Consider the following 26,221-nt stretch of genomic DNA (forward strand, 5'->3'; position numbering starts at 1 on the left):
CATAGATAAATCGAGCGGTATAAATATATAACTATAAATATCAAATTATGATAAGTCAGGTTATCTTGACATAAAATAAAATTGACCATGCTAGTAGTTACCACTTAAGTAAGTGGATGTGGCCATTCACCTTACAAGCTATGTTTTTAAATTGAGTATTAGTTACTGTCTAATAATTAAATTGATTTTAAATAAAACTAAGAAAACAATGTTGTTATCATTTAACCTTAGTGACTAATAACTAAATGTTTTGCTTGTTGACTATTCCTTTTGTGATTAAAAATTCTCCCAATACCAGTAAAAACACTGTAAATACCGTTTAATTAGTGATGAAAAGGCCACAGCAACCAAGAGTTGTTCAACTTTGCTTATGGAGCACCTGTAGAGCCCTATGCTCCTATGTATATACCGACGTTTGTTCACAGAATCTCTATAGCGTATGTACTGCGGATTAAACTTGCCTTCAGCCATAGAGTCGTTACAATCGTCGCTCATTTTATTGAGCGACGAGTCTCCGCATGAACCGCAAGAAAAAAATTAACGAAGCGCTGAAGAAAAGGCAGAAGAAAACAAATTCTAAATTGCACCGTAGCAATAAGCCTCGCTATATCTCTAAAGCTGAACGTGCAAAGATGGAAGCAGAAGAAGCTGCGCAGCAAACGACACTTGATGCGAACGAAGCGCCTGCCGAAATGACGACAGAAGCAAACAATGCAGAAGAAAGTCAGACTGACGATAATACGACTGCATAACCCTTGCAGTCAGACGATTTAGTGAGAAAGTGACTAACTTCAATATAAGTATGCTTTCTCGCTAAATGTTATATTCATTACTGCTTAATCCCACTAACGCATCCACTCTCTATGCAACTGCTCGCTATCACCAAGGTAGTTCAGTAACCACTTTATCGCAGGGTTCTCGCTTTCCTTATTCCACGCTAAACAGCATGGGCTCACTGCGGGTTTATGAATTAACGCTTTTTCAACTAATTCACCCGCTGCTATTCGTGGTAATGCCATATGCTCTGGCATTACAGTAATACCCAGCCCAGACTTTAAACATTGAAACGCACTGTGCCAGTTAGGCACCATGATACGCCGTTGGTTATCCATCAACCATGTCACCCTTTTAGGTAGTAGTCTCGAAGTATCCTCAAGGCAAATGGCTGGGTAATTCGCTAACTCTTCAGGAGGTATAGGGTAATCACAGCTAGCCAATGGATGATCAGGAGATACGACAAACTTCCACTCTAATACCCCCATGTCGCGGTAGTCAAAATGGCCGCTAACTGGTACCGCAGCCGTCGCACCAATAGCAATATCAGCACGGCCATCAGCTAATGCATCCCATACGCCATTAAATACCTCCATGGTTAGATGCAATTCAATATCGGGGAAATGACGATAGAAGTCTCGAACGAGGGTGTTAACCCGACTGTCACGTACAACGGTATCTAATGCCACTGATACACTTTTCGACCAACCATTTGCGACACGCTGAGTTTGCAGACGGAGTAACTCCATCTGTTTGAGTAGCCCCCTTGCTTCCTCAACAAAATATTCTCCCGCCGGGGTTAATTGTACCTGCCGATGCAACCGGACAAATAAATCGACAGCTAAACGCTCTTCCATCGCACGAACTGTGTAACTGATTGCACTTGGTACTTTGTGCAATTCTTCAGCAGCGGCGGAAAAGCTGCCACGGCGGGCAACCACATCAATAACTTGCAGATCGTTGTATGAAAACATATCACATCAAATTTTTTGAAAGCAATGGTGAAATTTTACCGTTTCACACGTATTTAATCCATGTATAAACTTGCCGCAATAGTAAAATAGCAAAAAGATCCTTTTATGAATAACCAACCTTCAAAAATCACCATGTTATGGTTTGCATGTCTCAGTATGCTTGGCTTCCTTGCAACAGATATGTACCTTCCCGCTTTTGAAGTAATCAGAACAGATTTTGATACTTCACAATCACTTATCGGTTTAACGCTTAGCATCTTCCTTTTAGGTATGGCTTTAGGTCAGCTGGTTTATGGACCGCTGTCAGATCGTATTGGCCGAAAGAAAGTACTATTGGGCGGTATGACATTATTTAGCGTTGCTTCTGTACTGTGTGCATTTGCGCCTAATGTTGAGCTAATGCTAGCAGCACGCTTTGCACAAGCACTTGGTGCATGTAGTGCGACAGTAATATGGCAAGCAGTTGTTATTGACCGCTATGAAGGTAAAGTTTCAGAACGTGTTTTTGCGACAATTATGCCGCTAGTTGCGTTGTCTCCGGCTTTAGCACCAATGGCTGGTGCAATGTTAGAACATCAACTCGGTTGGCGTAGTATCTTTATTGCGCTAGTTGCATTTGGTGCAATTTTAGCCGTTATGACAATGAAAGAAACTGAAAGCGCTAATTTAGACAAAAAACAAGACAAAATCAGTGTTCAATTACGTCGTGACTATAAACAAATTTTAAGTTCAAAAAAATTCATTGGTAACATGATTATCTTTGCAGCCTGCTCTGCGGCATTTTTTGCTTACTTAACAGGTTCACCTTTCGTAATGGCGGCCATGGGCTACTCAGGTGCTGATATTGGCCTAAGCTACGCACCACAAACTGTTGCCTTTATTGTGGGTGGCTACGGTTGTCGCGCGCTACTAAATAAATACGATAGCCAGACACTACTACCGTGGATCCTAAAACTCTTTTTTGCCAGCGTAACAGTGATGTTCCTTATTTCACTTAACACTGAGCCGAAAACAATTTGGCCAATCCTTATTCCATTCTGCTTCCTTGCAGTTGCAAATGGTGCAATCTACCCGCTGATTATCAGCAAAGCACTGGAAGACTTTAAGAGCTGTAGTGCAACTGCTGCTGGCTTACTTAACTTCCTACAAACCATGGTTTGTTTCGCTGCAAGTGGTCTGGTTTCAGCCTTCGCAGTTTATGGCCTAATGACAGTTACAACGGCTATGTTCGTTACCGGCTTCCTTGCTTTAATCGGCTATGCTTTCGTTGTTAAAGCACGTAATGAAGCAGACATTGTTGCTCAAACAGCATAAGCTCTTTATATAAACGAATAATTATTAGGCTACCATCTGGTAGCCTTTTTTATATCTGGCTTATTAGATGATTTAATTTTGACTAATTCGTCACCTCACCCTCGCGATCAACCCCCCTTCCTTTTCACATACTCTAACTCTGCCGCTTAAAATCAGTTAATTAAACGCTTTTACAACCAAAAAGCCGAACAAACATTAAACAAAAATGCAACAGAAAGGATTTTTTATACATTTTTCTTGCATAAGATCTCACTGTGGGTAATATAGCCACTAAGCGATGATTAATGCAGTAAATGAGCATGAGTATTCAAGTAAAGCAAATAAACAAATTCTACGGTGAAACACAGGTACTTCACGATGTGAACTTTACTTGTAATGAAGGCGAGACCTTAGTGTTACTGGGCCCAAGTGGCGCAGGCAAAAGCTCTTTACTCAGAGTGCTTAATTTGCTGGAAACCGCAACTAGCGGTGAGCTACAGATTGCCAATGAAGACTTTAACTTTACAGCAACGATTAACGAAAAAGACGGGTTAAAGTTAAGACGTAAAGTTGGCATGGTATTCCAGCAATACAATCTATGGCCACATTTAACCGTATTAGAAAACCTGATTGAAGCACCAGTCAAAGTCACCGGAATAAGTAAAGAAGACGCCACGCAAGACGCGTTAAAAATTCTTACTACTCTTCAATTAGCAGATAAAGCTGATGCTTGGCCTTTACAGCTTTCTGGAGGTCAACAGCAACGTGTTGCGATTGCTAGAGCACTCATGATGAAGCCAGAGGTGCTACTGTTTGATGAGCCAACAGCAGCTTTAGACCCTGAAATCACCAATCAGGTTGTAAGTATTATCAAAGATTTAAGCGAAACGGGTATTACCCAAATTGTGGTTACTCACGAAGTTGAATTCGCGAAAAAAATTGCCAGCCATGTCCTTTACCTCGAAAAAGGCCACATCGTTGAGCACGGAACACATGAAGCATTCACAAATCCAGCAACACCTGAATTTGCTGAGTACTTAGCGCATTAATTGAAATAAATACTATATTTTCCAATCAGCATCGTTATTACTCAATGCGATGCTGCACATAACGACGCATGGAGTATCGCGATGAAAAAAATTCTACTAGCCTCTCTTATTGGTTTAGCTGCAACCCACGCTGTAGCACAAGAAGAAATTAAGTTTGCCATGGAAGCCACGTACGCACCGTTTGAGTACGTTGATGAAAATAACGAAATTCAAGGCTTTGATGTCGATCTAGCAAATGCATTATGTGATGTTATCGATGCTAAATGTTCTTTCCATAATCAGCCTTTTGATAGCCTAATTCCTGCACTCAAATTCCGTCGTTATGATGCAGCTATTTCTGGTATCGATATTACAGAACAACGCCTACAGGCCGTAAACTTTACTGATGCCTATTATGATAACTCTGCCGCTTTTGTATCACTTAAAGATAAAGTTGCTAGCCAAGAAGCACTGAAAGGTAAGCGTGTTGGTGTACAGAATGGCTCAACACACCAAAGCTACCTAACGGATGAAATGGTTGGTGTTACTGCAGTTCCTTATGCCAGCTACCAAGATGCATTCATCGATATGCAAAATGGACGAATTGATTCTGTATTTGGTGACACTGCCGTCGTTGCTGAATGGTTCAAGAAAAATGACAACCTAGCTTATGTCGGTGATCAAGTGACAAATACCGAGTACTTCGGTAATGGCTTTGGCATTGCAACAAACAAAGACAATCAAGAACTGGTCGATAAACTGAATGCTGCACTAAAAACCGTGAAAGAAAACGGCCAGTACCAGCAGATTTTTGATAAATACTTCGGTGAGTAAAAAATGGCGTTATCAGGTTATGCACTGACGCTATTGGAAGCTGGATGGGTCACCATCCAGCTAAGCCTTGTTAGCGTTGTCGTCGGTTTAGTATTGGCCATTGCCTTTGCCGGTGGTGAGATGTCTCGCTATCGCGTTATTTCATGGCCAACCACTGCCCTAGTAACCCTTTTAAGAGGTTTACCAGAACTTCTCGTTGTCCTCTTCATTTTTTTTGGGTCAACCCAAGTTCTATTTTTAATTACTGGCAACTATATTGAGGTAAGCCCGTTCTTATCTGGTGTTATTGCACTTTCACTCATTTTTGCATCCTATGCTTCACAGACTTTACGGGGGGCATTAAAAGCCGTACCGAATGGTCAACGCGAAGCCGCAAGTGCACTTGGTATTAGTAAAGTATCTGGATTTATCCGTATCGTCTTACCCCAAGCTGTTCGTCATGCCCTACCCGGTTTAACGAACCAATGGTTGGTATTATTGAAAGATACGGCTTTAGTTTCCCTTATTGGTGTTACCGACTTGCTTAAGCAAGCACAACTTACTGCTGCCGCAACCCATGAGAGCTTCACTTGGTATGCCTCTGCTGCTGCTGTTTATCTTGTGATCACGCTAATCACGCAGCGCGTTGTGAAAGTAATAGAAAAGAAATATAGCGAACAAGGAGCGACAGCATGAATGAACAGCATGTCTGGCAATTGATGGAAGGCCTTGTTACCAGTATTGAACTCACAGTGGTTTCTCTACTTGTCGGCTGTCTACTCGCCCTGCTAATGACGCTTACCTTGATTTTACGTACACCAATATTGCATTGGTTAAGCCGTGGTCTAATTACCCTTTTCACCGGCACACCATTGCTGGTGCAAATTTTTCTAATTTATTATGGCCCGGGTCAATTTGATTTAATTAGAGAAAGTGTATTGTGGAATTGGCTTAGTCAACCTTGGTTCTGTGCAATGCTTGCACTTGCTTTAAATACCGCAGCATACAGTGCTCAACTATTTAAAGGCGCATTTAATGCCATTCCGTCAGGACAATGGCAAGCATGCAGAGCCCTTGGCATGGGCACAAAGCCCACCCTCGGCGTTCTATTACCGTATGCAATAAGACGGGCAATTCCGGCTTACTCCAATGAAGTGATCTTGGTGTTTAAAGGGACATCGCTAGCCAGTACGATTACCATCATGGACATCATGGGTTATGCACAGCGCATTAATGCCCAAACTTATGACACATTAATGGTATTCAGTGTCGCGGGCGCATTCTATCTCGTGGTTAATGGGTTTCTCACGCTTATTTTCCGTCAAGTTGAAAAAAGAGCTTTGGCGTTTGAAACGGCAAGATAAACACTGCAAACGAGAAGGCCTGCTCAACCGCAGGCCTTCTACTTTATCGATAAAAAGAAAATAGCGTTAATCAGGATCTAAACGGCACTGTGTAAGATCGTTATTAGCCGCGCGCTGACACTCAATATCAACCCATTGACCATTAAACTGTGCCAATGAAGATGTCGATGATGTATACCCCCAGAGCGTATTATTTTCAACAGGCCCTTCAAGGCTAATTTCATTGTCTTTACGTTCTGGCTCGATTTCTTTCAAAACAAACTGACCGTTAAGCGCCTTACCGTCTAATTCAACCCACCGCCCGTTTAAGTTGCCCAGCGTTACCCCGTCATCAAATTCAGTACTGGCATCAATAACAAAGTTAATGCCATTAATCGATAACTGGCTATTGGTGTAACTGGCTTCACCTTCAACATTAAATTCAAGATTATTCGGTACATCAATTCGGTCTTCAAAATCAACTTTGGTCGCAAGAAGGTTGCCGTCTGACTCAACCAAATCAAGTTCAACAATTTCCCCGATCTTCAAATCGTTGATCGAACCATCATCAAACACCGTACTTTGATTGATAAGAACGCGGATATGCCCAGCAACTTCAAATTCCGATGTATCTTCACTGACCCAAGTAATAATGCCTTCTAACTCTGTACCGTTAAAGTCATCGTTATTTCTAGGATCGATAGATGAAGCGACAAACTGGCTATCCACGAACTGGCCAAATACCTCAACCCATAAGCCATTCTGTAGTGGCTGGTTATCGTCAATCACCGCATTACTATAATCAATCGTCACTGTTGCCAGAATAAACTCACTGTTGGCTTCGTCTAACGCAGAAATTGTACCCTCTATTTCAGCCAGTGTTCCGACATCAGTTTTATTGATTGAACTGACTTTCCTGCTACCGTCTGGCTGCATTTGTGCAAATACCATGACCCAATCGCCGACGACTAGGCCATTCGCAGGATAATTGTACTCAACGCCATTCACTGATATCGTCGTATCGGTAACCCCCGTTACCGGTCCAGCAGTCATTGGCTCTAAGCTAATTGATTGAGCACTGCTCCCTAGCCTTGTCACTTCAACAATCATACCTGTTGTTACTGCGTTGAAATCTAATGCACTGTCGTGATAACTAATCGATGCACTTGAGCCATCAAGTTGGTTATTGTTCACTGTTAAAGATTCATCATCATAAGAAATCTCATCTACTGTACCATTGATTCTCGCGCTACCTTCTTGGCTTGGGTTACCACTATCTGCTGAACTATCGCTATCACCACCGCAACCAATGAGTAGACTGCATAGCATCAAGTAAGGAAACTTATTCATAGCACCACCTTTAGGCTTAACTCCATGAAAAATTGTTCTTAAATAGAATATGATGTCGGAATGCTAGCTATTTATGACCATTCAGTGCTACTCGACGGACTTACTGATAGAATTATAGATAAAAATAGGCAGTAGGAGGGTCGTAAAAGTAATAAAAACCAGACATTTTCTGGCTTTATTCTTGGAGGGGCTTATTTTGTTACTTATCGGTAGCTTAGACGATTTTCACGCCTGCTGGCATCAGGCGTTCTGGTGTTAATAATACACTCTCTGACTCATCATCTGTCTCTGCGCAAAGTAACATACACTCAGAAGTTTCACCTCGCATTTTAGCCTTAGCCAAATTACACAATACAACAACCGACTTACCCATTAACTCTTCTTCGGTATAGTAAGGCACTAAACTAGTGACAGTTTGAAGTGTCTGCTCACCAACATCTATCTGAACAATATATAATTTATCTGCATTCTGGTGACGGGCAACTTCAATTACTTTGCCTACGCGAATGTCTAATTTCGCAAAATCGCCATAAGAAATAGTGTCCATGCTTTCCTCACTTTATTTATTAGGTTAAACTTTTACTAAAATTTACTGTTAACGATTACACTACCATCAAAACCGTGTTTTTAAAGGGATCTATCTCTCATTAACCACGAATTATAATGAAGTTTATTGCGCTTATTACACCCTCATAGTCTAATAGTCTTAATTGATAAAAACGGACAATAAAGGCGAATAGGACAACACTTATGGCTACCATTAAAGATGTTGCTAAGTTATCGGGGGTCTCTGTTGCCACGGTTTCTCGAGTAATAAACAAGTCACCTAAAGCAAGCAAAGCATCTGTCGAGTCTGTAACCAAAGCCATGCGTGAATTAGGTTATCGACCTAATGCCAATGCCCGCGCCCTTGTTAGTCAGTCAACCAATACGGTAGGCGTTGTGGTGGGTGATGTATCAGATCCCTTTTTCGGCGTTATGCTGAAAGCTATCGACAACGTTGCCCGCCAAAATGGAAAACATGTACTGATTGGAAACGGTTATCACGATGCAAAAACAGAACGTGAGGCCATTGAACTGCTGATAAATAGCCGTTGCGAGTCACTAATCATTCACAGTAAAGGGTTAAGCAATCAAGAATTAATTGATTTTGCTCATGAAGTCCCAGGACTGGTCATCATAAATCGCTATATCCCAGAAATTGCAACTCGCTGTATCGCACTCGACAACCATAAAGGGGCATATTTAGCGACCGAGTACTTAATTAAGCATGGCCATAAACGAATTGGCTATATTAGCTCGACTTACGATATTGAAGATACCCAACAACGACGGGCTGGGTATACTGACGCTCTTCAAGCCAACAATATTAAAGTCGATGAAAACTACATCGAATATGGCCACCCCGATGAAGAAGGTGGTGAAACAGCGATGACCAATTTACTCTCTAAGAACCTTGGATTAACAGCCATCGCAACCTATAACGATTATATGGCAGCTGGGTGTTTATCTGTTATGGATGAGAACGGTATAAGCTCACCACAAGACGTCTCAATTATTGGCTTTGATGACGGTATAATCGCAAAATACCTGAACCCGAAGCTGACAACAGTACGCTACCCGATTAATATCATGGCAGAGCAAGCGGCTCAGCTTTCACTACAGTTAGCAAAAGCTGAAAACAAGAACGAATACCCAAGAATGTTTGTACCTACGCTGGTACGAAGACGCTCTGTCATTCAAAATTAAACCACTGATTTTCAAGGATGCAGTAACCCAATGATCAATTTGAACAAACAGCTTAATTTCATTCTAGAACTCGACCGTCTGAAGGCTGTTTATCGCAAAACAACGGTAAAGTCTGACGAAAACCGTCAAGAAAACAGTGCAGAGCATAGTTGGCACATCGCACTAATGGCTCAAGTGCTGAAAGATTATGTTGAAGAAAGCGTCGATACAAATCGCGCCGTAAGTATGTTGCTAATACACGATATTGTTGAAATTGATGCCGGTGATATGTTCGCTTTTGCCGAACAAACCGATCATGAAGCTCAAGAAGAAAAAGAGCTTTCAGCAGCAAATCGCCTCTTCGGTTTATTGCCTGAGCAGCAATTTGAATCAATGAAGTCGCTGTGGATTGAATTTGAACAAGCTCAGACGCCTGATGCCCGCTTTGCCAAAGGAATGGATCGTATCCTACCGCTGATCCAAAACATGGCAAATGATGGTGGTAGCTGGGTTAAGTATGGCGTCTCAAAACAACAAGTACTTAAACGTAATGAGTACCTTGAAAAGGTAACACCAAAGTTATGGGATTATGCAAGACAGCAAATTGATTTAGCCGTAGAAAATGGCTGGTTGAAAGACGATTAAACGTGACTTTACGTTTGCTGTAACACTTCAAAAATGGCACTGAGTTGATAAGAATCATACGCTCAACTCAATGCCCTTTAGTATCTCTAAACAATTGAAAGGTTATATTTAACCTTTCAATTTAATCAGTTAAGACGTATTTCTTTCAGGGCATTAAACAGCATTTTTTTATCGTTTTCTGAAAGATAACGACTATCAATAATCAGCTTAAAGTTGGCCCAATCTTTCTCGTTTAAACTGCCATGGACTGTTAAGTAACTCGCAACCTCTGTATTTATCTGGTTTCCGAGTGTTATCAAAGCAGGTCGAACGACGGTTTTTAGATCACGTGGCTTATCCGTGTTTGGCTTAGATAATAAATCTGCCCTATAACGGTATTGAATCGCTTTTGCTGCTGAAATCTGAGCAGTAAAGAAAGGTACAACAGATGCACTTTCAAGCCCCATCTGTTCAGCTGATGACGCCGCTTTTTCTATGACAACTTTTTCACGTTTAACATCTTCAATCGCAATTTGGTTCTGTGCTTTGTAAAGAGCAACATCCTCCATATAACTAAGTCTTTCATTAATTATAGAAAAAAGTTCTTTTGTATCTGTAGCCCAGCTATTAAAAGAAAGCAGAGCAAAACCTAATAACATGATTGTTTTAAACACAGCGAATCCTTATGCATGTAAGTAAAACAAAAATGATACTGCAAGATGTTGAATTTGTTTAATTAAAATAAAAGGCATGAGAGGAGTGTCTCATGCCTTTAGCCATATACCAGCAACTATTTTTTTCAAAACGATCCCGCTAATTAATACGGTTAAGAACAAGAACCACAACAAAAGCCTGGCTCACCGTGTTTACCTTTCTTTTGCTCAGTATTCGTTGTTTTTGCTTGTTTATCTGAATCTGAAGCCACTGCAGGTGCTTGTTCTACTGCAGTATTTTCACTTTTCACATCGTCTTTTTTAAAGATTTTCTTAAACGATAAAGTCATTGGAACACCTCTTTACACATATTAAGTTGCATTTTTAATGCATGTTATATCCCCCGACTAAATTAGTCAACTACTGCACTTTGCTCCATGTTAATTTAACGTTCAGACTGTGCTTTTCTTACCTAAACAAAAAAGCCAGCAATATAATTGCTGGCTTCACGATACTTAAACAAGCTAATGTCTAGGGCTTAAGCTGCTTTTACTCGAATTTTACTCTTCGCAACAGCAGTAAGGTTCAAACTAGAGATTGCTGCTTTCGCTTCGTCTTCGTTTGGCATTTCAACAAACGCGAACCCTTTTGATTGACCTGTTTCCTGGTCTAAAACAAGGTTACATTCACCGACAACGCCATGAGCAGTAAATAAAACACGGATTTCATGTTCAGTTGTTGTGCGCGCAAGGTTGCGAACTAAAAGTTTCATATTGAACCATTTGATATAAAAATTACGACGAGATTGTCTCAGGTAACCTAGTACAAACCAAGCAATTAATAGTGTTATTTTCTTTATCCATTTTAAGTGGTTCTTTTTCTCTCCACTTCTTTGCTTTCTTTTACCCTATACATCACCACCAGCAACAATTAAACTTAACGTTAAGTTTATGGTGATTAAAGTTGAATACATATGGTAGCGAAAAAGTTTTTCACGATAGGCGAAGCCGCCGAGCGCTGCGGTGTAGCAACCTCAGCTTTACGCTTTTACGAGCAGCGCGGACTGATTCACTCAATTCGTACGAGTGGTAATCAACGCCGTTATCAAGCGGCAACATTACGGATCATATCCATTATCAAAGCAGCGCAGCAGCTTGGTATCACCCTTGATGAAATCCAAGCAGCTATTTCATCGCTACCAGATAACCGTGCTCCAACCAAAAGAGACTGGGAACGGTTATCTAAAAAATGGGCCAGTAGCCTTGATCAAAAGATCCTTGAACTACAGCGGTTACGCGATAACCTTGGGAAGTGCATTGGCTGCGGTTGCTTATCGTTGAAAGGCTGCCTGCTATTTAACCCCGAAGATAAGGTCTCATCACATGGCAGCGGGCCAAGGTATTTGATTGAAGGGCCCCCTGATGGTGATAAGTCATAAATAGTGGCTCAGTCAACATTCATAACAACCATTGAAGTAACCGTTAACTTCAATGGTTGTTTAATCAAACACTATATAGACTAAGTTAGCCATTTATTTTTTGTTAATGTGATAAACCGAATACACCACCAGCCCCATACCCAAGCCATGAAACACCGTGAACACTTCCCCCAACACGATCACCGCCGCCAAAGCCGTTATAACAGGACCAATATTAGCAGTTAGGCTAAACTGCGTTGGCGACAGCTCTGCCATAGCAGCAGCCATTAAATAAGATGGAATTACGGTACAAAAAATCCCAAGAGTAATACCCAATATAATTAGTGGATAACTCCACTCCGTAACCTGAGAATCCGACAACAGTAAGTGACATATAATGGCGATACCCGCACTTCCCATCCCGATGCTGGTAAAAAGTTGGCTCCCCATTTTGGCGATAATACCTTTACTAAGTATTAAATAAATCGCGAAGACAAGTGCAGAAGCTATCGCTAACGCACTCCCAACCCAAACTTGTTGCCCAAGAGAAGTAACATCATGAGCCACAATAAGCGCAATACCACTATAACCTATACAAACGGCAATTATCGTTGAACGTGTCGGCCTTTGACCAAACCACAACCAAGATATAGCGACAACAAGGCTAGGAAATAAAAAGATAAGTAGACGCTCTAATTGTGCAGAAATAAAGCTCAAGGCAACAATATCTAAATAGCTCGCTAAGTAATAGCCTAAAATACCGACCAGCGCTGCTTGCCAGCCATGTAATCGAACCTTTTGTCTCACCTCATTATTTCGGCAAAGTAGAAATAGAACAACGAGGTAAATCGGTAACGAGCTCAACGCCCTTAACGTCATAATAGAGGTCGCATCACCACCATTCAGATAAGCGATTTTGATTAATACAGGCTTAATCGAAAACAGCAAAGCACCAAGTAGCGCAAGACACATACCGCGTAAATATCGTTTTGAGTCGATCGAACCTTCTATTCGCTCTTGTGAGGTACTCATTTTCACATATCCCTATTTGAATTTTGGGCTACGAGAAAAAGGAAGTGAGGCATACTGACTACGTTTTACTCGTAGCCAGACATAGTATTACCTACCGGGCTACAGGCATATAAAGTAAGAGCCAGAGGTAAGTAACAGAATAAAGCATTTAATTTCCCTTAAGTGTATAAATCTAAATTATATAACTTTATCGCAACAAGCAAGAACAAGCCGCTTGCTGCAAGCAAATAACTTCTCTACTATCAAAAACTAGCCTTAATCAGAAAAGGATTTCTCGATGAATTTTGACATTTGGCTTGCTTTTGTAGCGGCATCACTTGTACTCACTGCAACACCAGGGCCTAGCATCTTCTTAGGTATGGTTCACTCTATTAACTTTGGTGTAAAAAGAGTCATTTTCACAGGCCTTGGTGATATCAGTGCTAACTTCATTCAAATGATTGTCGTTTCAGCTGGCCTCGGGGTCGTGATAGCGAACTCAGAGTTAGCCTTTAATATCATCAAATGGACTGGTGCATTGACTCTGCTTTATATGGGGATAAAAATGTTATTCTCCTCAAATAAACAAGTCGGTAACCATCAAAGTCTTCCACCAGTATCTAACGCTAAACTGTTTATGTCGGGGTTTCTGGTTGCGGCAGGAAATCCAAAAGCAATTGTGTTCTTTACAGCATTTTTTCCACAATTTATCGATACCTCGAAACCACTTCTACTGCAAATGGCAATCATGTGTCCAACTATGGCTTTACTCGATTTTACATTAGTCATGGTTTACGCTTTTTCAGCAGGTAAAATCGTCAAAGTTGGCAGCGAAAAGCTAAGTATTGTCAATAAAATCAGTGGTGGTTTACTGGTTGGCGCATCAGGAGCCCTAGCGTTAAGTAACAAATAGTCGCATACCCGCATAACTAAAAATCATAATTCAAACTGATAGTGCTATATATCTCATCGTTGCTTTGATCTGAAGCAACGGTCGAGTTATAGATGTACTCAAGATCAAGTAACAGTGATACATCCTCCATCAGCTGGTTTTTAACGTATGCTTTGACATTGGTTGAAGTATTGGCCTCACCGTAATCGGTACTCAGTTTGCCACCAAACTCGAATCTGTCGTTAACTTTAGCTTCACCTTCTATGAAGGCATTAGCAATCACTTCATCTTCTTTTTTATTGGGCAAATCTGGATCAAAATCTTGCCGCTGCGAGAAACGATAACCCGGGCCCGCACCAATAGATAATTTTCGCCTTTCGTTATCAATTAATGTTGCACCGAAGCCTGTTGCAAGGGTTAACTGATCACGATAAGTCGCATATTGGTCATGCTCATACTTATTGTTGCCGTAGACAAACCACCCATCGCTAACCAAGTGCTGTACCCCGTAGCTAAGATTGTACTTATTGGTACCATCCTCACCTTCGGCAGCGTTGGTATAATAGGTATAAAACTCCCCTCTCTGTTTCCAGTCTTGCTTGTCATAGACCAAACTTGCCCCCGTATTTATCGATAGAGAACGTGACGTCGTTTTAGAAAAGATGAAACCCAGCTTGGTATTACCTTTCCATGGGCTCTCTATTTCATTCTCATTGGCTAACGCCACCAATGGCGTCAGCAACAAAAATGCGGGAATAGCGGTAACCAATAATATTGGCTTCGATTTCAAGACTGTTTTCATCAATGCACGACTCTGTAGCTATCAGGAAATGTTCACGGTTAGGTAACATTGTAAGAAGCACAAAAATGCAATTGTCAGTACATTGTAAACAAGTGACTGATTAATCACGAGTAAGCCTGCTACCGATAGAACATGACAAAATTGTCATGTTCTCGTCCGGCTCAAGTCACACTCTAAATCGTATTATTTCTCACATAAAGTTAAACAACGTGAGGAAGTCACTATGAAATCAGTCAAATCATTACTTGTTGCAACGTCACTGGTTATGTTCACTCTCCCTGCAATGGCGACACCGCTTAATGCAAGAGGGAACTACAGTATAGAAACCAACCAACGGACATTGGTAACCCAAGCAGTGGAGAGCAAAGCAGCTGCCTATGCAGAAAGCCAGCAATTATTGAATGTGGCTAAGCAAAGCAGCCCGTCGGAACTACGCACCCTGCTAAAAGTCTCTGCGTTTCACCCTAAAGAACTAAAATCGTTGGCACTCATGGACGGCAGCTATATCACCGTACAGGAAATTATGAATGAGCAGGGACATATTGAATATCAAGGTGCAGTCAATGTTCAATACCAACACTTAAGCTACGATGGTAGATAGTTAACATACTGCAAGAGAGGGAGAAGGATACTCCCTCGGCTTGTTGAGCCTTGGAGCAAAGAGCGACTCAATGAAGTTATTATTGATTGAAGATGAACCTAAAACAGGCGAATACCTAAGAAAAGGTCTGACTGAAGCTGGCTATGTTGTGGACCTATCTTGTGATGGGGTCGATGGGCTCTACCAGGCAACCAGCCATAACTATGATCTTATCATTCTGGATGTGATGCTTCCCCAGCTCAATGGTTGGCAAGTACTAACCACGCTTAGAGCCAGCAAAATAGAAACCCCAGTGATTATGCTTACAGCCCGAGACCAAATCGAAGATCGGGTAAAAGGCCTCGAACTCGGGGCAGATGACTATATCGTAAAACCGTTTGCTTTCGTTGAACTGATAGCAAGGATCAGAAACACCCTAAAGCGCCAGCAACATGCCGTCCCCCAAGCGCATTCACTTAACGCTGTCGACCTGCACCTCGATCTTCTTAAACGCAGAGTTATTCGCGCGGGCGATACCATTACACTCACAGCCAAAGAGTTCTCATTACTTGAACTACTTATGCGTCGGCGTGGTGAGGTTTTGTCACGTACAGAAATCGCTTCTATCGTCTGGGATATGAACTTCGATAGCGACACCAATATCATTGATGTTGCGATTAGGCGCCTTAGAGCAAAGGTTGATAAGAACTATGAACCCAAATTAATCCATACCATCAGAGGGATGGGATATATGCTCGATGAAGTCAAATAATGGAGTATGAATGTTTAAATCTATTTCCTCAAAGCTGATAATTTCATTTTTCACCGCCTCTATTTTGGTACTTTTTGCGCTAAGTACCGTTACCCTATATTCGTTAAAGCATCATTTTTTTCAGCAAGATAAATACAATTCTGAACAGAAATTTAAAACGATTAACCTCTTGCAACTACAAGATGATTTTATTGCAAAGTACGGCGCCTACTTTGAACTAGGCGAAACAAAATTTTGGTTAATCAAAGAAGGTAGGGTTACATATCAAACCCAAGAAACGCCTCTTCCCCAACCATTTCTCATAAACCAACACCTCACGACACTTGATTGGACGGATGAGGCTAATACTTTCCGAGCCTTCCGGTTTTCGGTAAAGAGAGAAGCCAATACCTACGTCATTCTAGGGATTAATATTAACCACCAACTGAATTTCTTAAACAGCTTTACAGCGGTGTTATTTTGGACAACGCTTTTTGCCAGTATCGTCAGCGGGTTTCTTGGTTGGCTAATTGTAAAGAGAGGAATGCTTCCCGTTAAACAGCTAGAAGGCCACCTGCAAAAGATTTCGACCAACAGGTTAGATTTAAGGTTAGACCCCAAGCTTTTCCCTAATGAATTACAGCAATTGGTGACTGTGAGTAATGATATGCTGTCTCGTCTGGAGCATGAGTTTGAGCGACTGTCAGAATTCTCTTCCGATATTGCCCATGAGCTCCGTACTCCGATCAGTAATATGATGACACAAACCCAAGTCATGCTAGCCAAGCCTAGAAATACTGAAGAGTATCGAGAGAGCTTAATTTCGACGATGGAAGAACTAAGTCGATTAGCAAAAATCATTACAGATATGCTTTACCTTGCTAAGTCTGAACACAACTTGCTGCAAATCGCTAACGTTGATATTGCTCTGTACGATTTACTTGAAGGGATCGTGGAATACTATGAACTTGCAGGTGAGGAGAAGGCGTTAACATTAACACTAAGTGGAGATGCAACGGTAAACGGTGATAGAGAAATGCTAAAACGCGCTGTTGGCAACCTCGTCTCTAATGCGGTTCGCCATAGTGACCCGAATGAAACCATTTCGATATCCATTAACAACTTAGGGTCAGAGGTTGAAGTTGCAGTACGCAATGTAGGTGAAACCATTTCTCACTCTCACCTCCCCTATTTGTTTGAGCGCTTTTATCGTGTGGATAAAGCACGAATGCACCGGGCTACTGCGGGTGCAGGGCTTGGGCTAGCTATAGCTCGATCTATTGCACGCTGTCACCATGGTGATATCACCGTAACATCTTCCAATCATGTGACGGTGTTTTCACTCAGTATTCCTAAATAAAAAGGGGGGACTGCCCACGGTTTCAAAATATCGGCTGTCCCGCCTATACTCCCAAGAAGCTACTGAGTGCTTCTTCTATGCGTCTGATGGCCCAGTTAAGAATCAGCCTGTTTTTTCGCTGTCTGTGCTGGCGTGTTTTTCTTTTTCATTAGACGACGAGCCACCCTTCTAAAGGGAGTAATGTACATATTGAGCACGCCTGAATAGTTCTCATATTTTTCCCCAGTAATACCAAACACCAACTTTTCTTCTTTGTTTGGCATAACTTGAGTTTTAAAAAGATGATCCCAAAAAGAAAATAGGAAGCCGAAGTTAACATCATGGTGTTTACTGAGGCTACTATGGTGTATTTGATGGTAAGCGGGGCTGACTAATATATTCCTTATAATAGGAGGATACTTAAGGAATATATGCGAGTGTTGCAAATTTAACCCCATCATAAGAAAAAGAAACATGTAAGCATTCTGGCCAGCAACGGTGATGTATAACTGTTCACTTGGGAATAAATGGTTAATCACCCCTGAATATATGCCAGAACATAAACTGACTATTAGCACAAACATCACCTGATTCACAGGATGAGAGCGATAAGCCGTTAGGGGGTTAAGATTCTCAGCAATATGGTGAATCTTGTGAAACTCCCATAAAAATCTAACCTTATGGGCTAAGTAGTGCTCAATAAACGTGGCAAAATCAAACACGAGGATGGCTCCGAGTGTTAATAAGCCACTCAGTAAAAACCCCACCTCAACACCGAAAGTAGGCACATTAATATACATCAAAAGGCCGAGTACCACCTCTTTGACATAAAAAACACTAGATAGAATTAATGAATAAATAAAACCCAGTAATACCTTATCGACAAGATACAGCTTTACATCATCAATCGAAGACTTCGAGTTAAGTCGATGGGACCTTATTATATCTTTTGTGAGCAGCGCCAGATTAAACGATTTTTTCTTGTACGACTGAAACACCAAAGCCACAACCAATGCGGACAAAATGTAGCCAAGGAATAGCCCTTGGCTTGGATCTACAAACACATACAGCCGTTCGATTACAGACAGTAAAGCACGATGAAGTAATTCGACCAACCAGACAACGTCAATAAAGTTATCCAACATGACGCCCTCTCTATACGTTAATAACAATCGCTTTTTCTTTTACCCGCTCCATCATTGCAATCGTTCTTAGCATTAAGTGCTGATAGTCCGATAATGATTCATTCCTACCACTACTCATGTAGCTTTGGAAACCCTTTAGCATTTGATGGTGTTGGTGATCAGAGAAAGCTATATGTTTTTCTTGCTTCTCAATAAGAGGTAGAAAACCACTTGAGATCGTCACTTTTAGGCTATCCCTCGTTTTCCCATATACAAAAGAGCCACAATACGGCATGACAAAATCACTGACCCGAATCTCCCCTTTGTCCCCAGAGATAACTAATCCTTGCCGTACCGTCGCCCCACGGTAAGATGACGAGAGATTAAAAATAGTATTATCTGAATAACCGATCGCATTGAACCCCACGATGCAATCTCGAACGTTTTTAAACAATATCGACTTAAGCATCATTGAGTCGTTACAATCACATAGTGATTGCAGGATACGGATCGGATACCAGCCTAAATCGCCCAATGCCCCGTTGGGCTCTAAGGATGGATTGAATTTTATGTGTCCATCATCGCTGCTAGGCCAGATAAACTCAGCATCAATGCGGGTAATATTACCCACATGGTTATGGATCAAAGACGGTAACTCAACCATGAAGTCATTGTGTACAAAATGGCTTGCATCCATGAATATCAATTCACTTTGAGTAACTTGGCTCAATACATCATTCATCAGAAAGCTAGTAGGAATCGGTTTCTCGACCAACATATGCTTTTTGTATCGAAGAGCTTGATTGATATGCCCATGCTTTAACGCGGTAGGGGTCGCTATGTATACCGCTTTTAACGCAGTATCACTGTAAAACGACTGTTCATTGCTAAAGCAACACTCTTGCGAAATTTTATATTTTTCACCGAACGATCGAGCCGAATCCAGATCTCGTGAAAGCACTGAATGTATGGGGATCCCGATCTTTAAACATGAAGCTGCAATAACATTGGCCATCAGGCCGGTACCGACAATCCCAATGCTATCCATACTGACACCTGTAATCTAAATGCTCTAACACCCTAACGGTAAACTCTTTTCCTTTCGGTACAACAAAGGTTGAATGTGAAATAACGGTTACTTCATCGTCATCGACAAGAAATACAGCCTGACCGGATTCAATATGAAATGTTTCTTGCTCATCAGCTAGCCATCGGTACTCACCGCAACGCATAAAACCAAAAGTGATCAGCTCATTGTTGTCTGTTTTAAAGTTACGCAAGATGACATTGCCATCAAAGAACACATAGCTATCTTGATAGTTATAGGTCTCATTAAACATGATATTCACACAGCTCCTTGACGTAATTATCATCAACATTCAATTCGGTCTTAAACGGGTCTGTTATCACTTCAGGGATTGGGTCAGCACCAAGCGATTCACGGCGGTCAAATTTTAATTTTTCATCACTGGTATAGCATAAGATAAGTTGAAGTCGGTTGGTGTAAGGGCAAGGTTCACGGCCATGCCTAAGCGCTTTTCCATTAATAATAAGAATATCGCCAGCATCCATTGGAATTCGTTCATCTTCGATAAGAAAATCCCAATTGTTCTCACCTTTATTATTAATATTTAGTGAGATAATATAATCGACCGAGTCCCTATCTTTATGCATAACAACAGGGTGACCTTCCTTATAGTTCCATAAGAAAGAGTAACTGGGGTAAACTCTTTCCTCAACAGCTTCTGAAACCAGATCTGAATAGTAGCTCAGCATTGCCTCAAAATAAGGGACGGCAAAATACATGTGTACATTTTCTGAGTCGGTATTACCTTTTAGCCCTCCGGTAGTATCCATAATGGCCAAGTAACGGTACATCAATTCAATTTCCCTTTCTGAGATGGCATTTTTAATCAACTTATAACCATTAAACATAACATTTTTCCTCAATGATCTTATTAATAAATCCAGACTGGCGATTGTTAACACGTTGTTTTATTTCCTCGTAAGGCCTACCACTAATATCTGCAAGCCAATACACCCCAGCATCATTTACATGCAATATTTTTTTAAACTCATTAAGGTGGTCTTTTATTTTTTTTGCTTTATCTGGTTTTTTTGATATTTGTTCACGAAAATAATTAATGCCCATTTGGACATGGCGAGCTTCATCTTGCAGTGCTCCTTTATAGATCTGACCAATTAAGCTATCAGCACCAAAAGCTTGAATGAATATATTGAATTGCTCTAATGCTCCATTTTCAAGAAAGACATGACTAAGAAAAATATCATCAAAATCCGTCAAGCTCGAAAAGTGCTGATCGTATATTTCGGTATTCTTCGACAAATCACGTATATTACCATTGGCTAATGTTACATACTTTGAAAATAGCTCGGCATGTCGAGCCTCATCGTTCACGGCTTGGCCTAACCCAATTTTTAAGGCGAAGTCTTCACAGTTAGCCAATAACTCTGCCGCATTTTGCATACCCAACACTTCAACATGTGCTGATAGGCTAGCAACTGAAATAACCGTATCTGTTAAGTGTTCAGGTACTAAATCATTTTCAGCGAGGCTCCAGTCTAGGTTCCTGTCCCAATTTTGTCTTTCTTTCCCTTTAAGGTAGATATCGTAGTGGCCAGCGGTTAAAAAAGACAACTCACTCATATTTTCACATTTAAGCATTTACCCTCCTTGATGAATGTAAATTAACTATTTTGATAGAGCAGAGAATTAAGACAAGAAATAAAGCGATCCCCGTTACCTTAAATGTAAAGGTAATTGAGAAGATATTCGCTAAATACCCGCCCAGTATTGGCATACAAATAGCAATCACGGATGAAATTTTTTGTATTCCACCCGTTACTTTTGCAAGGTTTCCGAAGTCAACTAGCCTTCTTATACCAAATCTGAATGAAACAAAAATAACACCGGAAGCAAGACCGGTTAAAAAGATCAAGAAGTAATAAACGAATGCGTTAACCTGAGTTTCATCTAGAAATCCGAAGGCACTAAATACAACGCTATTCACAATAAGAGATAACAAAAAAACATGATTGCTACTTACTTTACCCATAAGCACAGAGCTTATTTTGGTTCCAATAATTCCTCCAACCCCAAGCGTTGTAATAATATATCCGACACTTTCAGCTGATTCGCCAATAGATTCAAAAAATATACTTAGCATATCATTACTCAAGAAGAACGATAGGTTTGATAATGTATAAGCCAAAATTAGCAATGATAACTCTGGCTTAGCTTTCATCTCTTTCCTTAATGAGAATCTCGCAATATTTTCACTCTGTTTACTGTTGTCAGCATCAAAATTATATTGTTCATTATCGATAATTGAATATACAAAACCAATTAAGTTAAGTAAGAGTGACAAGATAACGACAGACCATAGTCCCATACTGCTATAAAAAAAAGTTACAAGTAGGGGGATCCCTATCCGACTCACATTGACAATATAACCACTAATTTCATAAAAATTTTGAGATTCCTCTTCATTTTTATTCAGCTTCGGATTTGATACATTAATTCCACAGCGACATGATATTTTAGCAATTAATATAATGTATAAATAAACCATTGACTCTGAAAATGGTAAGGCTAACATCAATCCCCCACTAACAATGAAAAGAATGGCTCTTATCTTCGGTACATTTCCAATATCAAAAGCTTTACCAAATGTCTTACTTAATAAAAAGAATGGAATAGCAAAGCATGAACCTAATATTCCCACTTCAAATGGTGTTGCCGAAAACACATAAATTGAAATAATGCTAAAAATGGTATAGTCGAGATAGGTATCTAACTCACCTGAACCTATACTAATAAATTTTTTCATATTTAACCTTAAGTGAAAAGGTATGGTTATCCATACCTTTCATTTTGTGTTTTATTTAAAGAGTGCCAATTGGTTGGTATTCCATAAATCCCCCTAATCTATCCATAAATATATTTGCCGGTTGGCAAACTTATAGAAACAATAATCCGTCAGCAAAAGAAGCTTTTTTTCCATATTGATCACGTTAATATGACGTAAAACGCAGAAGATTTTAATTTTATATGTTTTTTATTTGACAGTGATAGGATCGAGTACAATGATTACAGGTTTGCATGCTTGTTGCATATTATTTAATGGAATAAGAACGGGACGTTTTAAGTAAAGCTAATATGAAAATCACCAGAAATCGATCTTTTTTCCCGTCAGCTATCGTAGGGACAATACTTCAGTTCACTAGCCAATAAAAAGCCCGCTTATTAGCGGGCCTTGCAATAATAGTTACAATGTAACCTCAACGTTTAAAATACAAATTGATATGTCGTTGTATGGTTATATTGTTCACTCGGATGAAGAATGCTGTTACCCGGCCACTCTGGGTGGTTAGGCGCATCTGGCAAACATTCAGTTTCAAGACAGAAACCTTGATGGATGATATGCTTGCCGTTACGTGCTGGCTCGCCCGCTAAAAAGTTCCCCGTATACAACTGTACTGCTGGTTTGGTAGTTTTTACCTCAAGCGTAACTAACTCATCAGGTGAAGTCGCACGAACTGCAATAGCAGTTCCATCAGTTACCAGCTCTGACAACAAGAAGGCATGATCATAGCCATTTGCCAGCTTCTGTTCTTCGTCAATCAGGAAATCTTGCTTTAGGGTTTTAATTTCACGAAAATCGAAGCCAGTACCTTCAACAGATTTGAGCTCACCAGTCGGAATACCCTCAGCGTTGGTTGGGACGAACTTATCAGCACTAATACTCAGACTATGTGCTAAACAGTCTTCATCCGTATGAGCCCCCATCAAGTTGAAGTAAGCATGATTAGTAAAGTTTACCGGACATGCTTTATCACACTCGGCAACGTACTGAATCTCCAGCCCATTGTTTTCTGTTAGCTCAAACCGTACCGTCGCTGTTAGTTCACCAGGAAAACCCTGATCACCATCAACAGAAACCAGACCAAACAATATAACCGTGTCGGTATGCTCTTTCAACGTCCAGCGGCGCTTATCAAACCCACTAGGACCACCATGTAACGTATGCCCACCTTGATTTTTATCGACCTGATACCCGGTGCCATCGATAGTAAAATGGCCGTTGGCAATCCGGTTGGCATATCGACCAACGGTGGCACCAAAGTACGCAGTTTGCACATTATGCTGCGCCATTGTCGCGTAGCTGAGTAAAACTTCACGATCCGTGTTTTCTAGAGGTAGTGTACAGCTTAACCATGTTGCACCAATATCCATAAACGTAGCCGTCATACCCGAGGTATTGCGCAGCGTAAATAGTTGGGCTGGGCGACCATCAACGGCCGCCTGTTGGGTCATGGTTTCGTACAACGAAGCAACGTGTTTTGGCATCATCATCGAATTAGTCCTTATTGCTATCTTTTATGCCGAAACCAGCTCACCAGCACCTGGCATTGCTTTACAGACGTAAATCGTTTCTTTCAACCCCATTTCTGCTTCGTACTTCGCTTTAAGTACTGCTTTCACATCATCGACAAGCGCAGGTGGCATGATTGAGACAATGCAGCCACCAAAACCACCGCCAGTCATGCGTACACCGCCTTGATCGCCGATGACTTTTTTCACCGTGTCAACAATGAAGTCGATTTCAGGTACTGTGATTTCAAAATCATCACGCATAGAAGCATGCGATTCTGCCATCAGCTCACCCATACGTTTCATATCACCGTTGCTTAGTGCAACTGCCGCTTCTTCAGTACGGTCGTTTTCAGTAATCACGTGGCGAGCACGCTTCGCAACCATTTCGTCCAGGTCAGAAACACGTGCATTGAACTGCTCGATAGTGACATCACGCAATGCTTTTACATCGAAGATGCGCGCAGCTTCTTCACACTGCTCACGGCGTGTGTTGTATTCACTGTCCACTAAGCCACGTTTCTTATTCGAGTTAATAATTACTACTGCCATATCTTCAGGCATAGAAACCGCTTTAGTTTCTAGCGAGCGGCAATCAATTAGTAACGCGTGATTAGCTTGGCCTTCTGCAGAAATCAGTTGATCCATGATTCCGCAGTTGCAGCCCACAAATTCGTTTTCAGCTTGCTGACCATTTAGAGCAACTTCCTGCTGTGAGATAGGCAAGTTATACAATGTTTTGAAAGTTTGGCCGATAACCACTTCAAGTGCAGCAGAAGAGCTAAGGCCTGCACCTTGTGGTACGTTACCGCTAACAGAAATATCAGCGCCACCAAACTCATAACCTCGACCGCGCAGACATTTTACTACACCCTTGATGTAGTTGATCCACATACAGTCGTTGTCGAAAGTAATGTCTTCCGTCAGGTCGAATTCTTTGGTTTCATTACCGTAATCAACAGAGACAACACGAACGATATTGTCATTACGGCAAGACGCAGCAACGATTGTTTGATAGTCAATCGCGCATGGTAATACGAAACCATCGTTATAATCAGTGTGCTCTCCGATTAGATTTACACGACCTGGCGCTTGAATAATGTGTGTCGCTTTGTAGCCTAATACCGCTTCAAATGACGAGCTTACAGCATCGATCAATAGTTGTGATTTTTGGTTAGTCATTTTTATATCCCTGCTAATTACTGCTTATTGCTCACGGTAATGGATGTCAGTTAGTGCGCGTAGTTTGTCTGCTGCTTGCTCAGCAGTCAGATCACGCTGACTTTCGGCCAACATCTCATAACCCACCATGAATTTACGTACCGTGGCAGAACGAAGTAGCGGCGGATAGAACAGTGCGTGTAACTGCCAATGATCAGTTAATGCGTCACCTTCTTTGAAGAACGGCGCATAGTGCCAACCCATTGAGTACGGGAATGAGCACTTGAATAGGTTATCGTAGCGGCTCGTTAATTTCTTCATCGCAAGCGCCAGATCATCACGCTGCTCGTTAGTTAAGTCATTCATGCGACGAATATGCGTTTTCGGCATTAGCATGGTTTCAAAAGGCCAGGCCGCCCAATAAGGCACAACCGCAATCCAGTGCTCAGTTTCAACCACTGTACGAGAGCCATCTGCCATCTCTGATTTTGCATAATCAACGAGCAGGTTCGTACCGTTTTCTTGGTAGTAAGCACGCAAGTTATCGTCTTTACGTGCAATTTCATTTGGTAGGAAGCTGTTCGCCCAAATTTGACCATGCGGGTGAGGCTGCGAACAGCCCATGGTCGCCCCTTTGTTCTCGAAAGCCTGAACCCAGACGTAGTCCTGACCTAACTCTTCAATTTGATCGTTCCAAGTATCGATAACGTTGCGGATAGCTGGCACTGGTAGCTCAGGTAGTGTTTTACTGTGATCTGGCGAGAAACAGATCACACGGCTTAAGCCGCGCGCACTTTCACAACGAAATAACGGGTTATCTGATTTTGGTGCGTCTGGCGTATCAACCGTTAATGCTGCGTGGTCATTACTGAATACATACGTTCCCTGATAATCAGGGTTCTTATCACCCGATACACGGGCATTTGTCGGACATAGGAAACAGCCGGCATCGTATTTTGTATCGTCAGCCACTTCTGGTGTTTCGTCTGCACCCTGCCAAGGACGTTTAGCACGGTGTGGAGAAACAAGGACGTACTGGCCCGTTAGCGGATTATAACGACGGTGTGGGTGGTCAACCGGATTGAATGTATTATCAGACATAAAACTCTCGATTCTTTGCTCAACAATGAGCCGTATTATTTGAGGTTAAGCCGAGAAAGAAAGCAGGG

Annotated in this window: 30 protein-coding genes; 13 read left to right on the forward strand and 17 right to left on the reverse strand. The window is 41.3% G+C overall.

The genetic code is table 11. The features are described 5' to 3' along the window. Nucleotides 1-518 precede the first annotated feature (518 nt). Nucleotides 519-752, forward strand: coding sequence for a DUF2986 domain-containing protein (locus tag L4D78_RS07920; RefSeq protein WP_428459051.1), 234 nt, complete (start codon nt 519-521; stop codon nt 750-752). Between the two features lie 93 nt (nt 753-845). Here the strand turns inward: L4D78_RS07920 and punR are convergent, their stop codons facing one another. Further along, a complete protein-coding gene (punR, locus tag L4D78_RS07925; RefSeq protein WP_428466406.1) occupies nt 846-1,748 on the reverse strand; it encodes a DNA-binding transcriptional activator PunR in 903 nt (300 codons plus the stop codon). A 105-nt stretch (nt 1,749-1,853) separates the two neighbouring features. Here punR and punC point away from each other — a divergent pair, with 105 nt between their 5' ends. From punC to artM, 5 genes are all read left to right on the forward strand, one after another. Next, nucleotides 1,854-3,062: a purine nucleoside transporter PunC gene (punC, locus tag L4D78_RS07930; RefSeq protein WP_428466407.1), complete on the forward strand. Its 1,209-nt coding sequence runs from the start codon at nt 1,854-1,856 to the stop codon at nt 3,060-3,062. 299 nt (nt 3,063-3,361) lie between these two features. Continuing rightward, nucleotides 3,362-4,090 carry an arginine ABC transporter ATP-binding protein ArtP gene (gene artP, locus L4D78_RS07935; protein ID WP_428466408.1) on the forward strand — a complete coding sequence of 243 codons (729 nt, stop codon included), beginning with the start codon at nt 3,362-3,364 and terminating at the stop codon, nt 4,088-4,090. 81 nt (nt 4,091-4,171) lie between these two features. Beyond that, complete coding sequence (locus tag L4D78_RS07940) at nt 4,172-4,903, forward strand: arginine ABC transporter substrate-binding protein (protein ID WP_428466409.1); 732 nt, start codon at nt 4,172-4,174, stop codon at nt 4,901-4,903. 3 nt (nt 4,904-4,906) lie between these two features. Then, nucleotides 4,907-5,578: an arginine ABC transporter permease ArtQ gene (artQ, locus tag L4D78_RS07945; protein WP_428466410.1), complete on the forward strand. Its 672-nt coding sequence runs from the start codon at nt 4,907-4,909 to the stop codon at nt 5,576-5,578. Then, a complete protein-coding gene (gene artM, locus L4D78_RS07950) occupies nt 5,575-6,246 on the forward strand; it encodes an arginine ABC transporter permease ArtM (RefSeq protein WP_428466411.1) in 672 nt (223 codons plus the stop codon). The genes artQ and artM overlap by 4 nt, the downstream gene beginning before the upstream one ends. 66 nt (nt 6,247-6,312) lie before the next feature. Here the strand turns inward: artM and L4D78_RS07955 are convergent, their stop codons facing one another. Further along, nucleotides 6,313-7,575, reverse strand: a complete 1,263-nt coding sequence (locus tag L4D78_RS07955) for a DUF5666 domain-containing protein (protein WP_428466412.1) — start codon at nt 7,573-7,575, stop codon at nt 6,313-6,315. Between the two features lie 214 nt (nt 7,576-7,789). Next, nucleotides 7,790-8,122, reverse strand: a complete 333-nt coding sequence (locus L4D78_RS07960; RefSeq protein ID WP_428466413.1) for a tRNA-binding protein — start codon at nt 8,120-8,122, stop codon at nt 7,790-7,792. 203 nt (nt 8,123-8,325) lie between these two features. Between L4D78_RS07960 and L4D78_RS07965 the strand changes: the two genes are divergently transcribed. Further along, nucleotides 8,326-9,324 carry a substrate-binding domain-containing protein gene (locus L4D78_RS07965; RefSeq protein WP_428466414.1) on the forward strand — a complete coding sequence of 333 codons (999 nt, stop codon included), beginning with the start codon at nt 8,326-8,328 and terminating at the stop codon, nt 9,322-9,324. 30 nt (nt 9,325-9,354) lie between these two features. Then, nucleotides 9,355-9,948, forward strand: a complete 594-nt coding sequence (locus L4D78_RS07970) for an HD domain-containing protein (RefSeq protein ID WP_428466415.1) — start codon at nt 9,355-9,357, stop codon at nt 9,946-9,948. Between the two features lie 125 nt (nt 9,949-10,073). On the opposite strand, the gene L4D78_RS07975 is transcribed toward L4D78_RS07970, so the two are convergent. The 3 genes from L4D78_RS07975 to L4D78_RS07985 all read right to left on the reverse strand — a co-directional run bounded on the left by L4D78_RS07975 (nt 10,074) and on the right by L4D78_RS07985 (nt 11,352). After that, nucleotides 10,074-10,601: a chorismate mutase gene (locus tag L4D78_RS07975; protein WP_428466416.1), complete on the reverse strand. Its 528-nt coding sequence runs from the start codon at nt 10,599-10,601 to the stop codon at nt 10,074-10,076. Nucleotides 10,602-10,753: 152 nt separating this feature from the next. Beyond that, on the reverse strand, nt 10,754-10,930 hold the full coding sequence (locus L4D78_RS07980; protein ID WP_428466417.1) for a CCGSCS motif protein: 177 nt from the start codon (nt 10,928-10,930) through the stop codon (nt 10,754-10,756). Between the two features lie 188 nt (nt 10,931-11,118). Beyond that, the gene (locus tag L4D78_RS07985; protein ID WP_428466418.1) at nt 11,119-11,352 is read right to left on the reverse strand and encodes an RNA recognition motif domain-containing protein; all 234 of its coding nucleotides are present in this window, start codon (nt 11,350-11,352) and stop codon (nt 11,119-11,121) included. Nucleotides 11,353-11,553: 201 nt separating this feature from the next. Here L4D78_RS07985 and soxR point away from each other — a divergent pair, with 201 nt between their 5' ends. Continuing rightward, nucleotides 11,554-12,018: a redox-sensitive transcriptional activator SoxR gene (gene soxR / locus L4D78_RS07990; RefSeq protein WP_428466419.1), complete on the forward strand. Its 465-nt coding sequence runs from the start codon at nt 11,554-11,556 to the stop codon at nt 12,016-12,018. 93 nt (nt 12,019-12,111) lie between these two features. Here soxR and L4D78_RS07995 read toward each other — a convergent pair whose 3' ends face one another. Continuing rightward, nucleotides 12,112-13,029 carry a DMT family transporter gene (locus tag L4D78_RS07995; RefSeq protein ID WP_428466420.1) on the reverse strand — a complete coding sequence of 306 codons (918 nt, stop codon included), beginning with the start codon at nt 13,027-13,029 and terminating at the stop codon, nt 12,112-12,114. 277 nt (nt 13,030-13,306) lie between these two features. On the opposite strand from L4D78_RS07995, the gene L4D78_RS08000 reads away from it, so the two are divergent. Beyond that, nucleotides 13,307-13,921: a LysE family translocator gene (locus tag L4D78_RS08000; protein ID WP_428466421.1), complete on the forward strand. Its 615-nt coding sequence runs from the start codon at nt 13,307-13,309 to the stop codon at nt 13,919-13,921. A 16-nt stretch (nt 13,922-13,937) separates the two neighbouring features. Here the strand turns inward: L4D78_RS08000 and L4D78_RS08005 are convergent, their stop codons facing one another. Beyond that, entirely contained in the window at nt 13,938-14,702 is a 765-nt protein-coding gene (locus L4D78_RS08005) for a DUF481 domain-containing protein (RefSeq protein ID WP_428466422.1), read from the reverse strand. Between the two features lie 223 nt (nt 14,703-14,925). Here L4D78_RS08005 and L4D78_RS08010 point away from each other — a divergent pair, with 223 nt between their 5' ends. The 3 genes from L4D78_RS08010 to L4D78_RS08020 all read left to right on the forward strand — a co-directional run bounded on the left by L4D78_RS08010 (nt 14,926) and on the right by L4D78_RS08020 (nt 17,393). Then, entirely contained in the window at nt 14,926-15,303 is a 378-nt protein-coding gene (locus L4D78_RS08010) for a DUF3316 domain-containing protein (protein ID WP_428466423.1), read from the forward strand. Between the two features lie 70 nt (nt 15,304-15,373). Next, complete coding sequence (locus tag L4D78_RS08015; RefSeq protein ID WP_428466424.1) at nt 15,374-16,054, forward strand: heavy metal response regulator transcription factor; 681 nt, start codon at nt 15,374-15,376, stop codon at nt 16,052-16,054. Nucleotides 16,055-16,064: 10 nt separating this feature from the next. Then, nucleotides 16,065-17,393, forward strand: coding sequence for a heavy metal sensor histidine kinase (locus tag L4D78_RS08020; protein ID WP_428466425.1), 1,329 nt, complete (start codon nt 16,065-16,067; stop codon nt 17,391-17,393). A gap of 95 nt (nt 17,394-17,488) precedes the next feature. Here the strand turns inward: L4D78_RS08020 and L4D78_RS08025 are convergent, their stop codons facing one another. The 9 genes from L4D78_RS08025 to L4D78_RS08065 all read right to left on the reverse strand — a co-directional run bounded on the left by L4D78_RS08025 (nt 17,489) and on the right by L4D78_RS08065 (nt 26,153). Further along, nucleotides 17,489-18,517, reverse strand: a complete 1,029-nt coding sequence (locus L4D78_RS08025) for a sterol desaturase family protein (protein ID WP_428466426.1) — start codon at nt 18,515-18,517, stop codon at nt 17,489-17,491. A gap of 10 nt (nt 18,518-18,527) precedes the next feature. Then, nucleotides 18,528-19,544, reverse strand: coding sequence for a Gfo/Idh/MocA family protein (locus L4D78_RS08030; protein ID WP_428466427.1), 1,017 nt, complete (start codon nt 19,542-19,544; stop codon nt 18,528-18,530). After that, the gene (locus L4D78_RS08035) at nt 19,537-19,836 is read right to left on the reverse strand and encodes a pyrimidine/purine nucleoside phosphorylase (protein WP_428466544.1); all 300 of its coding nucleotides are present in this window, start codon (nt 19,834-19,836) and stop codon (nt 19,537-19,539) included. The genes L4D78_RS08030 and L4D78_RS08035 overlap by 8 nt, the downstream gene beginning before the upstream one ends. Then, the gene (locus L4D78_RS08040) at nt 19,829-20,431 is read right to left on the reverse strand and encodes a hypothetical protein (RefSeq protein WP_428466428.1); all 603 of its coding nucleotides are present in this window, start codon (nt 20,429-20,431) and stop codon (nt 19,829-19,831) included. The genes L4D78_RS08035 and L4D78_RS08040 overlap by 8 nt, the downstream gene beginning before the upstream one ends. After that, nucleotides 20,424-21,182, reverse strand: a complete 759-nt coding sequence (locus tag L4D78_RS08045) for a ferritin-like domain-containing protein (protein ID WP_428466429.1) — start codon at nt 21,180-21,182, stop codon at nt 20,424-20,426. Before L4D78_RS08045 ends, L4D78_RS08040 begins: the two co-directional genes overlap by 8 nt. Next, nucleotides 21,175-22,347: an MFS transporter gene (locus L4D78_RS08050; protein WP_428466430.1), complete on the reverse strand. Its 1,173-nt coding sequence runs from the start codon at nt 22,345-22,347 to the stop codon at nt 21,175-21,177. The genes L4D78_RS08045 and L4D78_RS08050 overlap by 8 nt, the downstream gene beginning before the upstream one ends. 458 nt (nt 22,348-22,805) lie before the next feature. Continuing rightward, complete coding sequence (gene galM, locus L4D78_RS08055) at nt 22,806-23,867, reverse strand: galactose-1-epimerase (RefSeq protein WP_428466545.1); 1,062 nt, start codon at nt 23,865-23,867, stop codon at nt 22,806-22,808. Nucleotides 23,868-23,897: 30 nt separating this feature from the next. Then, a complete protein-coding gene (gene galK, locus L4D78_RS08060; RefSeq protein WP_428466431.1) occupies nt 23,898-25,073 on the reverse strand; it encodes a galactokinase in 1,176 nt (391 codons plus the stop codon). 24 nt (nt 25,074-25,097) lie between these two features. After that, nucleotides 25,098-26,153, reverse strand: coding sequence for a UDP-glucose--hexose-1-phosphate uridylyltransferase (locus L4D78_RS08065; RefSeq protein WP_428466432.1), 1,056 nt, complete (start codon nt 26,151-26,153; stop codon nt 25,098-25,100). Between the last annotated feature and the right edge of the window lie 68 nt (nt 26,154-26,221).

This window comes from Photobacterium minamisatsumaniensis (genome assembly GCF_050336695.1).
GTDB lineage: Bacteria > Pseudomonadota > Gammaproteobacteria > Enterobacterales > Vibrionaceae > Photobacterium > Photobacterium minamisatsumaniensis.

What these genes read in the sequence shown, in the direction of transcription:
- L4D78_RS08015 (WP_428466424.1), top strand. Translation starts at nt 15,374, where the DNA reads ATGAAGTTATTATTGATTGAAGATGAACCTAAAACAGGCGAATACCTA.
- L4D78_RS07980 (WP_428466417.1), bottom strand. Translation starts at nt 10,930, where the DNA reads ATGACTTTATCGTTTAAGAAAATCTTTAAAAAAGACGATGTGAAAAGT.
- artM (WP_428466411.1), top strand. Translation starts at nt 5,575, where the DNA reads ATGAATGAACAGCATGTCTGGCAATTGATGGAAGGCCTTGTTACCAGT.
- L4D78_RS08065 (WP_428466432.1), bottom strand. Translation starts at nt 26,153, where the DNA reads ATGTCTGATAATACATTCAATCCGGTTGACCACCCACACCGTCGTTAT.
- L4D78_RS07940 (WP_428466409.1), top strand. Translation starts at nt 4,172, where the DNA reads ATGAAAAAAATTCTACTAGCCTCTCTTATTGGTTTAGCTGCAACCCAC.
- L4D78_RS07965 (WP_428466414.1), top strand. Translation starts at nt 8,326, where the DNA reads ATGGCTACCATTAAAGATGTTGCTAAGTTATCGGGGGTCTCTGTTGCC.
- L4D78_RS08025 (WP_428466426.1), bottom strand. Translation starts at nt 18,517, where the DNA reads ATGTTGGATAACTTTATTGACGTTGTCTGGTTGGTCGAATTACTTCAT.
- L4D78_RS07985 (WP_428466418.1), bottom strand. Translation starts at nt 11,352, where the DNA reads ATGAAACTTTTAGTTCGCAACCTTGCGCGCACAACAACTGAACATGAA.
- L4D78_RS07920 (WP_428459051.1), top strand. Translation starts at nt 519, where the DNA reads ATGAACCGCAAGAAAAAAATTAACGAAGCGCTGAAGAAAAGGCAGAAG.
- L4D78_RS08020 (WP_428466425.1), top strand. Translation starts at nt 16,065, where the DNA reads ATGTTTAAATCTATTTCCTCAAAGCTGATAATTTCATTTTTCACCGCC.
- L4D78_RS08030 (WP_428466427.1), bottom strand. Translation starts at nt 19,544, where the DNA reads ATGGATAGCATTGGGATTGTCGGTACCGGCCTGATGGCCAATGTTATT.
- L4D78_RS08045 (WP_428466429.1), bottom strand. Translation starts at nt 21,182, where the DNA reads ATGCTTAAATGTGAAAATATGAGTGAGTTGTCTTTTTTAACCGCTGGC.
- L4D78_RS08005 (WP_428466422.1), bottom strand. Translation starts at nt 14,702, where the DNA reads ATGAAAACAGTCTTGAAATCGAAGCCAATATTATTGGTTACCGCTATT.
- L4D78_RS08000 (WP_428466421.1), top strand. Translation starts at nt 13,307, where the DNA reads ATGAATTTTGACATTTGGCTTGCTTTTGTAGCGGCATCACTTGTACTC.
- L4D78_RS07995 (WP_428466420.1), bottom strand. Translation starts at nt 13,029, where the DNA reads ATGAGTACCTCACAAGAGCGAATAGAAGGTTCGATCGACTCAAAACGA.
- L4D78_RS08035 (WP_428466544.1), bottom strand. Translation starts at nt 19,836, where the DNA reads ATGTTTAATGAGACCTATAACTATCAAGATAGCTATGTGTTCTTTGAT.
- L4D78_RS07960 (WP_428466413.1), bottom strand. Translation starts at nt 8,122, where the DNA reads ATGGACACTATTTCTTATGGCGATTTTGCGAAATTAGACATTCGCGTA.
- galM (WP_428466545.1), bottom strand. Translation starts at nt 23,867, where the DNA reads ATGCCAAAACACGTTGCTTCGTTGTACGAAACCATGACCCAACAGGCG.
- artP (WP_428466408.1), top strand. Translation starts at nt 3,362, where the DNA reads ATGAGTATTCAAGTAAAGCAAATAAACAAATTCTACGGTGAAACACAG.
- soxR (WP_428466419.1), top strand. Translation starts at nt 11,554, where the DNA reads ATGGTAGCGAAAAAGTTTTTCACGATAGGCGAAGCCGCCGAGCGCTGC.
- artQ (WP_428466410.1), top strand. Translation starts at nt 4,907, where the DNA reads ATGGCGTTATCAGGTTATGCACTGACGCTATTGGAAGCTGGATGGGTC.
- L4D78_RS08010 (WP_428466423.1), top strand. Translation starts at nt 14,926, where the DNA reads ATGAAATCAGTCAAATCATTACTTGTTGCAACGTCACTGGTTATGTTC.
- punR (WP_428466406.1), bottom strand. Translation starts at nt 1,748, where the DNA reads ATGTTTTCATACAACGATCTGCAAGTTATTGATGTGGTTGCCCGCCGT.
- L4D78_RS07955 (WP_428466412.1), bottom strand. Translation starts at nt 7,575, where the DNA reads ATGAATAAGTTTCCTTACTTGATGCTATGCAGTCTACTCATTGGTTGC.
- L4D78_RS07970 (WP_428466415.1), top strand. Translation starts at nt 9,355, where the DNA reads ATGATCAATTTGAACAAACAGCTTAATTTCATTCTAGAACTCGACCGT.
- L4D78_RS08040 (WP_428466428.1), bottom strand. Translation starts at nt 20,431, where the DNA reads ATGTTTAATGGTTATAAGTTGATTAAAAATGCCATCTCAGAAAGGGAA.
- L4D78_RS08050 (WP_428466430.1), bottom strand. Translation starts at nt 22,347, where the DNA reads ATGAAAAAATTTATTAGTATAGGTTCAGGTGAGTTAGATACCTATCTC.
- punC (WP_428466407.1), top strand. Translation starts at nt 1,854, where the DNA reads ATGAATAACCAACCTTCAAAAATCACCATGTTATGGTTTGCATGTCTC.
- galK (WP_428466431.1), bottom strand. Translation starts at nt 25,073, where the DNA reads ATGACTAACCAAAAATCACAACTATTGATCGATGCTGTAAGCTCGTCA.